Origin of the sequence: Paraburkholderia aspalathi, from assembly GCF_905220735.1 — a bacterium.
In the GTDB taxonomy this organism is placed as follows: Bacteria; Pseudomonadota; Gammaproteobacteria; order Burkholderiales; family Burkholderiaceae; genus Paraburkholderia; species Paraburkholderia aspalathi.
In genome coordinates this window covers 763,496-775,322 of the sequence record NZ_CAJNBA010000003.1, presented here as the reverse complement: position 1 = coordinate 775,322, position 11,827 = coordinate 763,496, and the positions used below count along the sequence as shown (strand labels likewise).

Here is an 11,827-nt window from a genome sequence, read left to right as displayed (position 1 = left end):
TCGTTCTGATCAGGTTAGGTCCAGGTCCGGCAGGCGGCCCATTGATTCACTGGGCTCTGCCGGGGACGCTGCTGCGGCACTGCGTGCAGTGCCGCGCTCTATGCTTGTCGCGTTCGTACGCGCCAGTTCACGCGAATTGACGCAGGAAACGCAGGTCGTTTTCGAAGAACAGACGCAGGTCTTGCACGCCGTAGCGCAACATCGTGAGCCGCTCGAGGCCGCTGCCGAAAGCAAAACCGATGTAGCGCTCAGGGTCGAGGCCCATATTGCGGATCACCGTGGGGTGAACCTGGCCGGAACCCGAAATTTCGAGCCACTTGCCGGCGTTCTTGCCCGTTTCGAACAGCATGTCGATTTCAGCCGACGGTTCGGTAAACGGAAAGTACGACGGACGGAAGCGCACCTGAATATCGTCGCGCTCGAAGAATTTCTTGAGGAAGTCTGAGTAGACGCCCTTCAGATCCGCGAAGCTGATGTTCTCGTCGATCCACAGGCCTTCGACCTGGTTGAACATCGGCGAATGCGTTGCGTCGCTATCCACACGATACGTGCGGCCCGGCACGATCACCTTGATCGGCGGCGTATTGGTACGGGCGTAGCGCACCTGCATCGGGCTGGTGTGCGTGCGCAGCAGCAGTTGACGGCCGTCGGCATCTTTGCCGTCGACGTAGAAGGTGTCCTGCATCGAACGCGCCGGGTGGTTCTCCGGGCTGTTCAGCGAGGTGAAGTTGTACCAGTCGGTTTCGATTTCGGGACCGTCGGCCACGTCGAATCCGATCGTACGGAAAATCTGTTCGACGCGTTCCCATGTGCGCATCACCGGGTGCAGACTACCTGCGCCGGTGCCGCGGCCTGGCAACGTAACGTCAATGGCTTCAGCGGCGAGGCGCTGGTTCAGCAACGCGTCGGCGAGCGCCTGACGGCGGGCCGTCAACGCGGCCTCCACTTGTTGCTTGACGAGGTTGATCCGTGCGCCTTCGGTCTTGCGCGTTTCGGGATCGAGTTTGCCAAGGCCCTTCAATAGCTCGGTCAACGCACCCGATTTGCCGAGAAAGCGGGCTTTCTCGTTCTCGAGGGTGGTGACGTCGGAGGCTTCTGCGAAGGCTTTTTGCGCGTCGGCGACAATCTGGTCCAGATCCATTGATCCCATCATTTCAACGTCAGTGTTCTATCGAAGCAAATCCGGTTCTACCAACAAAAACGGGGCTCGGTGAGGAGCCCCGTTTTTGCTGCAGCGTCACCGAGACTACCGGATGTTCGCTGCAACGAACCACGCAGTTTAATTGCCCAAAGCGCAATCAGGCTGCAACGGCGGCTTTCACCTGCTGAACGATCGCAGCAAAAGCAGCCTTGTCGAACACAGCCATGTCGGCCAGCACCTTGCGGTCGAGTTCGATCGAAGCCTTCTTCAGGCCGTTGATGAACACGCTGTACGTCATGTCGTGCTGACGCACCGCCGCGTTGATACGCGTGATCCACAATGCACGGAACACACGCTTCTTGTTGCGGCGATCGCGGTAGGCGTATTGGCCTGCGCGCATGACCGCCTGCTTGGCGATGCGATAGACGTTATTGCGACGGCCGCGGTAACCCTTGGCCAGCTTGATGATCTTCTTGTGACGGGCCCGTGCGGTAACCCCACGTTTTACTCGAGGCATGTCTTGCTCCTATGAGTGTCGGTTAAGGGTTAAGCGAACGGCAGCATTGCGCGCACGGAGTTCATATCTGCTTCATGAACTGCCGTCGAACCGCGCAAATGGCGTTTGTTCTTGGTGGTCTTCTTGGTAAGAATGTGGCGCTTGAAGGCTTGACCGCGCTTGACGGTACCGCCCGGACGCACCACGAAGCGCTTTGCAGCACTCTTCTTGGTCTTCATCTTCGGCATGACAACTCCATTATTAGATGGATATGGGTGTGCGGTCGGCCAGATGGCCATTACCCGCCCTTCGAAACCCATTCCACTTGGTATGCAGACCGCCGTTACTGCCGGCAGCCGCTTTTCAGGAAGCGACGCACATTTGCATATGCGCCGTTCCGAAACCTGCCGATGCTGCGCCGGACACTCGGCACAGCATCGTTTCAATCTTTCACGACCGGAGCGCGCACCACACGGTGCGCCGCTGCTCCAGCGGCTTACTTCTTTTTCTTCGGCGCGAGCACCATGATCATCTGGCGCCCTTCCATTTTCGGCATCTGCTCGACCTGACCAACTTCGTCAAGGTCCGTGCGCAGGCGCTCGAGCATGCGCATACCGATTTCCTGGTGAGCCATTTCGCGGCCACGGAAACGCAACGTGATTTTCGTCTTGTCGCCGTCGTCGAGGAAGCGGATGAGGTTGCGCAGCTTGACGTTGTAGTCGCCGTCATCAGTGCCCGGGCGGAATTTAACTTCCTTGACCTGGACGATCTTCTGCTTGAGCTTGGCCTCGTGTTGCTTCTTCGCTTCCGAGTACTTGAACTTGCCGTAGTCCATCAAACGGCAGACCGGAGGAACCGCTTGCGGAGCGATTTCAACCAGATCCACATCCTGCTGTTCCGACATGCGGAACGCATCAGCGAGTTTCACGATGCCGAGCGGTTCGTTCTCGACTCCGACCAGACGCACCTCGGGTGCTGTAATTTCACCGTTGATGCGGTGCGCAGACTTATCAGTAGCGATGTTACGTTTCCTCTAAAAATTAAAAAAACGAGCCGGGCTGCCAAGTGGCTCAGTTGAACGACTGCACATCCTGGCGCAGACGCTCAATGAAGGTATCGAGAGGCATCACGCCCAGATCGACACCACCACGGGCACGCACGGCTACCGTTTGGGCTTCACGCTCTTTGTCGCCGACCACAAGCAGGTACGGCACCTTTTCCAGCGTGTGCTCCCGTATTTTATAGCTAATCTTCTCGTTGCGCAAATCGGCCTCTACTCTAACCCCTTGTTTTTGCAACGATTGGGCTAGCGACTGCGCATATTCGGCCTGACTTTCCGCGATATTCATCACCACAACCTGCATCGGCGCGAGCCACGACGGCATTGCACCAGCATGGTGCTCGATCAGAATGCCGAGGAAACGCTCCATTGATCCGACGATTGCCCGGTGCAGCATGATCGGGCGGCGGCGGCTGTTGTCTTCGGCAACGTATTCCGCGCCCAGACGCTCCGGCAGCACCATATCGAGCTGCAACGTGCCGCACTGCCACGAGCGGCCGAGTGCGTCCTTGATGTGGTATTCGACCTTCGGGCCATAGAACGCACCCTCGCCCGGCAACTCTTCCCACGTCACGCCGCAGGCCGTCAGCGCCTCGCGCAGGCCTTGCTCGGCACGATCCCATGTCTCGTCCGTGCCGGCGCGCGCATCCGGGCGCAGCGACAGCTTGATCTCGACATTGTCGAAGCCGAAGTCCTTGTAGACGCTCATCGCCAGCGTGTTGAACGCGATCGATTCGCTGATGAACTGGTCTTCGGTACAGAAAATGTGCGCGTCGTCCTGCACGAAGCCGCGCACGCGCATCAGGCCATGCAGCGCGCCCGACGATTCGTTGCGGTGGCACGAGCCGAATTCCGCGTAACGCAGCGGCAGATCGCGGTAAGAACGCAGACCGTGGTTGAACACCTGCACGTGACCAGGGCAGTTCATCGGCTTGATCGCGTAGTCGCGCTTTTCCGATTCCGTCGTGAACATGTTTTCACGATAGTTCTGCCAGTGGCCCGACGCTTCCCAGAGCGAGCGGTCCATGATCATCGGCGTCTTGATTTCGAGGTAGCCGGCGTCATTCACGCGGCGGCGCATGTACTGCTCGACCTGCTGCCACAGCGTCCAGCCACGCGGATGCCAGAACACCATGCCCGGCGACTCGTCCTGCATATGGAACAGGTCGAGTTGCTTGCCGAGCTTGCGGTGATCGCGCTTTTCCGCCTCTTCAAGCATGTGCAGATACGCTTCCTGGTCTTCCTTCTTCGTCCAGGCCGTGCCATAGATGCGCTGCAGCTGCTCGTTCTTCGAGTCGCCGCGCCAGTAGGCGCCCGCAAGCTTCATCAGCTTGAAGACCTTCAGCTTGCCGGTAGACGGCACGTGCGGGCCGCGGCACAGATCGGTGAAGCCGCCGTGCGAGTAAAGCTTGATTTCGTCGGTAGCCGGAATCGATTCGATGATCTCGGCCTTGTACTTTTCGCCGATGCTCTTGAAGTAGTCCACGGCCTCGTCGCGCGAAACCACACGGCGCGAAACCGGCTCGTCTTTCTTCGCGAGTTCCTGCATGCGCTTTTCGATCTTCTCGAGATCTTCCGGCGTGAAGGGACGGCTATATGCGAAGTCGTAGTAAAAACCGTTGTCGATCACCGGGCCGATCGTAACCTGCGCTTCCGGGAACAGATCCTTCACCGCGTATGCGAGCAAGTGCGCCGTGGAGTGACGAATGATGTCGAGGCCGTCGGCGTCTTTCTCGGTGATGATGGCAAGCGCCACGTCATGATCGATCAGCGCGGACGTATCGACGAGTTCACCGTCGATCTTGCCGCCGAGCGCAGCTTTCGCGAGGCCGGGGCCGATCGAGGCGGCCACTTCGGCGACGGTCACCGGATGCTCGTACTGTCGAACAGAACCGTCAGGCAGACGTATCGAAACCATTGCGTTCTCCGTGGTGCCGACCGGCGGCGGCACATACAACCAGGTCAAAAACCAAAAAAAATGCGGCCCCGCTTTCGAGGGGCCGCATTCACATTTCCTGCTAACTACAGTGGCGAAAGTGGTCCTCGACTAGCGTCGCTCCGAAGTAGTTTCGGTCAACGTTCGCGGTGCCATAACCGTATTTTGCCTTTTTGCGCCGAAGCGCTTACTGCAGTTTGCGAAACCCCGGCAAAACCGGAATTTCTCTTTCGTTGGTAGGCTCGATTGGACTCGAACCAACGACCCCCACCATGTCAAGGTGGTGCTCTAACCAGCTGAGCTACGAGCCTGAAGAAACGAGATTATATGGAGCCCCACACCGCTTGGCAAGTACTTTTATGCGCCGACTTTAAATTTCTACTCACGCGCGCGAGCGCATCGAACCGATGCATACCGGGCACCTGCACGAATCCACAGGCACCCGCCGCCGCGTCCGCGCATCAACTCTTGCGTGAAGCGCGCACCACGCCGACTACTTCACCGAGCAACGTACACGCGCGCTGAATTTGCGCGGCGCTCGACACCTCGACAGTAAATTGCATGAACGCAGCGTTGCGACGCGACTGCGTCTTCACGCCGATCACATTCATCTTCTCGCGCGCGAAAACTTCGGAGATATCGCGCAGCAGACCTTGCCGATCCGTGGCCTCGATGCTGAGGTCGACGGGATAGACCGACTGCCCACGGCCGCTCATGACATCTGCCGACCACGCGGTTTGCAACACACGCTCCGGCGCGCGATCGGCCATGCGCATGAAGGTCGGGCAATCGCTGCGGTGAATCGACATGCCCTTGCCACGCGTGACAAAGCCGCTGATGTCGTCGGGCGGCGCCGGACGGCAACAGCGCGCGAGTTGCGTAAGCAACGCGTCGACGCCGACCACGAGCACACCCGTCGAAGCCCCACGGGCTACGCTCGCGCCGCTACTGCGCTTCTCGAACTGTTCCGGCGCTTCGACCACAGGCTCGGGCGGCGGCGCATCGTGCAGCGCCTGCTCGACGAGCCGCAGGCTGAATTCTTCCTTGCCAACCACCGAGAACAGATCGTCAGTGGTCTTGAATCCGAGCTTGGCGGCGAGCTGATCGAGATTGACCGACGTCTTGCCCTCGCGCTGCAGGGTCTTTTCGACCATCGCACGGCCGCTCGAGATGTGCTCCTGCACTTCGACCGCGTTGAACCACGCGCGCACTTTCTGCCGCGCCCGATGGCTCTGCAGATACCCGAGTTGCGGGTTGAGCCAGTCACGCGACGGACCGCCCTCTTTCACCGCGACGATCTCGACCGTCTGGCCGTTCTGCAACGCCGTATTGAGCGGCACCATCGCGCCATCGACACGCGCGCCACGGCAGCGATGCCCCAGTTCGCTATGCAGGTGATACGCGAAGTCCACCGGTGTCGCACCGTGCGGCAGCGGAATCACGCGTGCTTGCGGCGTGAGCACGTAGATGTGGTCGTCGTCAAGCGTAGCCTGGCGCAGTTGCTCCCACGGCTGCGCGGCGCGCTTCTCGCCGTGCTCGCCTTCGGAGACATCGTCTTTCCACGCGAGCAATTGACGCAACCACGCAATCTTCTCGTCGTATTTCTCATTGGCGCTGAACTGCCCGCCGTAACCACGCGTGCCGGCTTCCTTATAACGCCAGTGCGCCGCCACGCCATACTCGGCGAACTGATGCATTTCCTGCGTGCGGATCTGTACTTCGAACGCGCGGCCGTCGTCGCCGATCACGACCGTGTGCAGCGACTTATAGCCGTTCGGCTTCGGCCGCGAGATGTAGTCGTCGAACTCTTTCGGCACCGGTTGCCACAGGTTGTGCACGATACCGAGCACGGTGTAGCAATCCTTGATGTCCTGCACGATCACGCGAAACGCGCGCACGTCGTACAGTTCGGCGAAATCCAGCTCCTTGCCGTGCATCTTGCGCCAGATGCTGTAAATGTGTTTTGGCCGGCCGCTGACTTCAGCCTGCACGTGCGCCGCAGCCAGTTCCTGCTGCAGCCGCTCGATTGCCTGCGCAACATAGCTCTCGCGCTCAACGCGTTTCTCGTCGAGCAGCTTGGCGATGCGTTTGTAAGTGACCGGCTCTTCGAAGCGGAGCGCGAGATCCTCGAGCTCCCACTTCAGCTGCCAGATGCCGAGCCGGTTGGCGAGCGGCGCGTAAATATCGAGCGTTTCACGCGCCACATCAGGCGACGGCGTGATTTTCGCCGCCGCGTAATAGCGCAGCGATTGCAAGCGCGACGCGAGCCGTATCAGCACGACGCGAATGTCCTGCGCAAACGCGAGCAGCATCTTGCGCAGCGCCTCGACCTGCGCGCGGCGCGCGGCCTGCGCATCGCGCCCGGCTTCGGGCATCGCATTCTGCGCGGCGCGCAAGCTCACCGTACCGAGGCGCAGCAACTTGCGCACGTCGCCGACCAGTTGCGCGACTTCTTCGCCGAAGTTATCGGCGATCACGCGTTCCGGGTCTTGCAGATGCGGCGTTAGCGCAAACAAGGCCGCCGCCAGCACAGCCGACGGATCGACGTTGAGCGTGCGCATGATCGACGCCGTACCCGCCGCGTGATCCGCCAGCAACTCGCCCGACGAGAGCCGCACTTCGCCCGCATGTTCGCGCACGAACGCCATCGCTTCGTCGAAGGAAGGGATGGGGGTCGGCGTGCTCGTAACGATTTCGGTAGTCATGGTGCGACGGCCCACCGGGCCAGACGGATCAACGGATTTTCAACAACAACTGCGAGACGACGCTAAAGCCAGCCTCAGCCACGCTCAATCGCGCTGCGCCGCGACCACGACGATTTCGACGAGGCACTTCGGGTTAGCGAGCTTCGCTTCGACGGTAGCGCGCGGCGGCGTGGCGCCTTGTGCGACCCACTCGTCCCACACTGCGTTCATGCCGGCGAAGTGCACCATGTCCGAGATATAGATCTGCACGGACAGCAAGTGCGACTTGTCGCTGTTGACTTCTTCCAGCAGACGGTCGATGTGGCCGAGCACTTCGCGCGTCTGACCCGTGATGTCCTGATCCGCGTCTTCGGCGATCTGGCCGGCGAGGTACACGGTGCCGTTGTACACAGCGGTTTCCGAGAGGCGCTTGCCGACGTGGTGACGAATGACTGCCATGAAGAATCCTGAGGTTGGTTGAAAATTGATCGCAGATGCGTTCCGCATTGCACCTACGCATCGCATCCACGGGTGGCCAATAAAGGACGCCGCGCGGAACTCGATATTATGACGCGTCGGCGACCGGCCCGATAAAGAACTCCCGAGCGATGTCGATCTGATCGGCCGACAAAAACGCCGGCGCATGCCCGACGTCCGCAATTTCGGCGCTCGTTACAGCGCGCCCGGTCTCAATCATCTTCGCGACCGTCTCGCGCGAGAGCAGATCCGATTGCTCGCCGCGCACCACTAACACAGGCCCCTGAAACGCAGCCAGCGAATGCCACAATGCGGCCTCGCCGAGTTTGGCCGCCTCCTCAGTGGTCGCGGTAAACGGCTGTGCGATCCGCGGGTCGTAGCGGAACAACCATGCGCCGTCCTGCTCGTGCAAAAGCGGCGTATTGATCTCGCGCCACTCCTCTGGCGTGAGCGGACCGAAGGTTTGCGCAAGCAACGCCGCGTAGTCGATGCCCTGCTGCGGCGTTTCGAAACGCACGGGCTTGCCGAGGTAATCGCCGATGCGCTGCACGGCCACCGGCTCCAGATGCGGCCCGACGTCGTTCAACAGCATTTTACGAATCGGCGTTTCCGGCAGCCCGGCCAACGCGAGCCCGATCAAACCGCCCATCGAGGTGCCGAACCAGTCGACCGTTTCGACGTTCAGGCGCGCGATCAGCGTGACCATATCGGCGACGTACTGCGGCACGCTATAGAAGTTGGGGTTGGCGAGCCAGGAAGACAAGCCCCGCCCCGCTATATCCGGACATACCACGCGGTAAGTGCCGGCGAATTCCGCAGCAAGGCGGTCGAAATCGCGCCCCGAGCGCGTCAAACCGTGCACGCACAGCAGCACACGTGGATTAGCGGGGTCGCCCCACTCGGTGTAGGCGATCCGGTGCAGGCCACCGGCGCTCGCGCACTGCACATAACGTTGGCGCGGCGCGGGCCGCCCGGCGGTGGATGCGGACGTCTCGGTCATCTGGGTTCCTTGCAAAAGCTCCATGGGCTCGACGCAGACCAAGCGGCGGGAAATGAATGTCGAATCTTCAAACGATTGTAAACCGCTTTGCCGCGCGGCAAGGATCGGCCGAACGGCCTAAGACTGATCAGGATGCACCAGGGTATAAGCCGCAGCGCCGGCGCCCGGATCCGGGCAGCGCAAAAACGGCGCGAAAAGGCGCCACCAAAACAAAACGGGCGAGACTCGCGCCTCGCCCGCCTACAACCTCGCGTCAATTCAATTCGCTTCGCAAGCCACCCCAAGACCTACAAGGCAACTCGCGTTGCCACCACCTTCCGTCACAAGGACCAAAGCAGGCGGCTCACACCACCACTCAGCTCACCGCGCTCACATCCAGCGGTGCGCCCGTCTTCGTCTGGATTTCCTCGACGCTGACACCCGGCGCCAGTTCGGTCACCTTCAGACCGTCTTCCGTTATTTCGATCACGCCGAGATCGGTGATGATCTGATCGACCACGCCCACGCCCGTCAACGGCAGCGTGCATTCTTCGAGGATCTTGTGCTGGTCGCCCTTCGCGACGTGCTCCATCAGCACGACCACGCGCTTGACGCCCGCGACCAGATCCATCGCGCCGCCCATGCCCTTGATCATCTTGCCCGGGATCATCCAGTTGGCCAGATCGCCCTTCTTGCTGATCTGCATCGCGCCCAGAATAGCCAGATTGATGTGGCCGCCGCGAATCATCGCGAACGAATCCGCCGACGAGAAAATCGACGAACCCGGCAACGTGGTCACCGTCTGCTTGCCGGCGTTGATCAGGTCAGCATCCACTTCTTCTTCGGTCGGCGACGGGCCGATGCCGAGCAGGCCGTTTTCCGACTGCAGCCACACTTCGACGCCTGCCGGAACGTGGTTCGCCACCAGCGTCGGCAAGCCGATGCCGAGGTTTACGTAAAAGCCGTCCTGCAATTCCTTCGCCGCGCGTGCGGCCATTTCGTCACGAGTCCATGCCATGATCAGTCTCCTTTCGCGCGGACGATGCGTTGTTCAATGCGTTTTTCCGGATTCGCATTGAGCACAATGCGCTGCACGAAAATGCCCGGCGTGTGGATCGCATCCGGATCGAGTTCGCCCACTTCAACGATTTCCTCGACTTCCGCGACCGTGATCTTGCCGGCCATCGCGCACATCGGGTTGAAGTTGCGCGCGGTGCGGCGATAGATCAGGTTGCCCGATTTATCGGCTTTCCACGCCTTGACCAACGCGACGTCGGCCGTCAGCGAATGTTCGAGCACGTAATGGTTTTCGCCGAACTGGCGGGTTTCCTTGCCTTCGGCGATCAGCGTGCCGTAGCCGGTGTTCGTGAAGAAGGCCGGGATGCCCGAGCCGCCGGCGCGCAGCTTCTCGGCGAGCGTGCCTTGCGGCGTGAATTCGAGCTCGAGTTCGCCGGCCAGATATTGGCGTTCGAACTCCTTGTTCTCGCCCACGTACGACGAAATCATCTTCTTGACCTGGCGCGTTTCGAGCAGCAGACCGAGGCCGAAACCGTCGACGCCCGCGTTGTTGCTGATGCAGGTGATGCCCTGCACCTTCGAATCGCGCAGTGCCGCGATCAGCGCCTCAGGAATGCCGCACAGCCCGAAACCGCCGACGGCGAACGTCTGCCCGTCCTTGACGATGTCTTTCAGCGCCTCGGCGGCGCCTGGATAGACCTTGTTCATCAGTATGTCCCTTCCTTTATGGAAACCCGAAAACGGAATTCGGATCGTTGCGACTTCGATATGACGCTTAGCGGGCAAGCGCCCGACACGTCATTCTAGTCATCCGCGGCCTGTTCTGCGCTCAGGTTACCCTGCCTCACGCAAATGCCTGCTGCAAACATTTCGCCGCGTTGTCATGTGCCCGAAAGAGTACGCTGGGCGCGCCATGCGGCACAATACGCAAAAATACATAAGTACTTGCCGCCAGCCCATGCCCGCACTGGATTACCAAACCGCGTTTCACCTCGCTCCGATCGGACTCGTGCTGTCACGCGAACGCATCATAGAAGACTGCAACGACGAGCTGGCGTCGATATTCGGCTGCACGCGTGAGGCGCTGCTCGGCCAGTCGTTCCAGGTGCTGTATCCGTCGACGGACGAATTCGAGCGGATCGGCGCGCGGATTCCGCCGATCATGACCGCCCAAGGCAGCTACGCGGACGACCGGATCATGAAGCGGGCCAATGGGGAATTGTTCTGGTGCCACGTGACGGGCCGCGCGCAGCAACGCATGGACCCGCACGCAGCGGGTGTGTGGACTTTCGAGGATTTGAGCGCGACGCGGCGCGTGGCGGTCGAGCTAACGCCGCGCGAGCGGGAAATCGCCGCGCAACTGGTGACGGGCAAAACCAGCAAGCAGATCGGACGGGCGCTGGATATCAGCCCGCGCACGGTCGATGTCTACCGTGCGCGGCTGATGCGCAAATACGATACGGGGAATGCGACCGAGCTGTTGCAGCGCTTGCTCGGGCATTGAAGAGGCGCTGAGAAGGCGCTGGGAGCGCTGGGAGCTACTAAGCCGCCTTGACCAGCGCCGCGCTCTCGATGGTCTCGCGCAGCATATCCGGCACCGGCACGGACTTGCCGGCGGCATAGTCGATCCACACGCAACGCGCAGCACCGCGAGCGTAGACGGTGTTCGGATCATCGGCGCGCACGAGTTCGAACGCCGTGTCGAAACTGCTGCGCCCGGGCGTGGCCACGGACATCCGGCCGATCACATCGCCCGGATAGTGCAACTGCTTGAGAAATTCCATCGACGCGTTGACGATCACCGGCCCCTGCCCGTCGGCGTTGCTGCCGGCCAGACCCAGTTGCTCGAACCAGGAAATCCGCACCTGCTCCATGTAACGGAAATAGACCGTGTTGTTCACATGGCCGAATGCGTCCATGTCGCCCCAACGGATCGGCATAGACATCTCAAAAACTGCGTGAAAATCGCTCATCGTACTTCTTTGACGGGTTGAAACGAGGGTGAAACCGGCACGCGGGCCGGGGCAAACATGACAA

At 60.8% G+C, this 11,827-nt stretch carries 12 protein-coding genes and 1 tRNA gene; 1 reads left to right on the top strand and 12 read right to left on the bottom strand.

Going from position 1 to position 11,827, the window contains the following annotated elements; all coding sequences use genetic code 11:
• Positions 1 to 127: 127 nt before the first annotated feature.
• The 11 genes from pheS to KHO30_RS22360 all read right to left on the bottom strand — a co-directional run bounded on the left by pheS (position 128) and on the right by KHO30_RS22360 (position 10,498).
• The gene (gene pheS / locus KHO30_RS22410) at positions 128 to 1,141 is read right to left on the bottom strand and encodes a phenylalanine--tRNA ligase subunit alpha (RefSeq protein ID WP_028200200.1); all 1,014 of its coding nucleotides are present in this window, start codon (positions 1,139 to 1,141) and stop codon (positions 128 to 130) included.
• A gap of 157 nt (positions 1,142 to 1,298) precedes the next feature.
• Positions 1,299 to 1,658 carry a 50S ribosomal protein L20 gene (gene rplT / locus KHO30_RS22405; RefSeq protein WP_006052502.1) on the bottom strand — a complete coding sequence of 120 codons (360 nt, stop codon included), beginning with the start codon at positions 1,656 to 1,658 and terminating at the stop codon, positions 1,299 to 1,301.
• A 29-nt stretch (positions 1,659 to 1,687) separates the two neighbouring features.
• On the bottom strand, positions 1,688 to 1,885 hold the full coding sequence (rpmI, locus tag KHO30_RS22400; RefSeq protein WP_028200199.1) for a 50S ribosomal protein L35: 198 nt from the start codon (positions 1,883 to 1,885) through the stop codon (positions 1,688 to 1,690).
• 248 nt (positions 1,886 to 2,133) lie between these two features.
• Positions 2,134 to 2,658, bottom strand: coding sequence for a translation initiation factor IF-3 (infC, locus tag KHO30_RS22395; protein ID WP_074263967.1), 525 nt, complete (start codon positions 2,656 to 2,658; stop codon positions 2,134 to 2,136).
• 49 nt (positions 2,659 to 2,707) lie between these two features.
• On the bottom strand, positions 2,708 to 4,615 hold the full coding sequence (gene thrS, locus KHO30_RS22390; protein ID WP_211702349.1) for a threonine--tRNA ligase: 1,908 nt from the start codon (positions 4,613 to 4,615) through the stop codon (positions 2,708 to 2,710).
• Positions 4,616 to 4,867: 252 nt separating this feature from the next.
• Positions 4,868 to 4,944 (bottom strand) — tRNA-Val (locus tag KHO30_RS22385).
• 150 nt (positions 4,945 to 5,094) lie between these two features.
• A complete protein-coding gene (locus KHO30_RS22380) occupies positions 5,095 to 7,338 on the bottom strand; it encodes a RelA/SpoT family protein (protein ID WP_211702347.1) in 2,244 nt (747 codons plus the stop codon).
• An 84-nt stretch (positions 7,339 to 7,422) separates the two neighbouring features.
• A complete protein-coding gene (locus KHO30_RS22375; protein ID WP_028200195.1) occupies positions 7,423 to 7,776 on the bottom strand; it encodes a RidA family protein in 354 nt (117 codons plus the stop codon).
• A 106-nt stretch (positions 7,777 to 7,882) separates the two neighbouring features.
• Positions 7,883 to 8,794 (bottom strand): alpha/beta fold hydrolase, encoded by a 912-nt coding sequence (locus KHO30_RS22370; protein WP_211702345.1) that lies wholly within the window; start codon positions 8,792 to 8,794, stop codon positions 7,883 to 7,885.
• A gap of 355 nt (positions 8,795 to 9,149) precedes the next feature.
• Positions 9,150 to 9,791: a CoA transferase subunit B gene (locus KHO30_RS22365; protein ID WP_093643302.1), complete on the bottom strand. Its 642-nt coding sequence runs from the start codon at positions 9,789 to 9,791 to the stop codon at positions 9,150 to 9,152.
• 2 nt (positions 9,792 to 9,793) lie between these two features.
• Positions 9,794 to 10,498, bottom strand: coding sequence for a CoA transferase subunit A (locus KHO30_RS22360; RefSeq protein WP_054040428.1), 705 nt, complete (start codon positions 10,496 to 10,498; stop codon positions 9,794 to 9,796).
• A gap of 250 nt (positions 10,499 to 10,748) precedes the next feature.
• Between KHO30_RS22360 and KHO30_RS22355 the strand changes: the two genes are divergently transcribed.
• Complete coding sequence (locus KHO30_RS22355) at positions 10,749 to 11,294, top strand: LuxR C-terminal-related transcriptional regulator (protein WP_054040426.1); 546 nt, start codon at positions 10,749 to 10,751, stop codon at positions 11,292 to 11,294.
• Positions 11,295 to 11,331: 37 nt separating this feature from the next.
• Here KHO30_RS22355 and KHO30_RS22350 read toward each other — a convergent pair whose 3' ends face one another.
• Positions 11,332 to 11,763 (bottom strand): acyl-CoA thioesterase, encoded by a 432-nt coding sequence (locus KHO30_RS22350; RefSeq protein WP_200651070.1) that lies wholly within the window; start codon positions 11,761 to 11,763, stop codon positions 11,332 to 11,334.
• Positions 11,764 to 11,827: the final 64 nt, after the last annotated feature.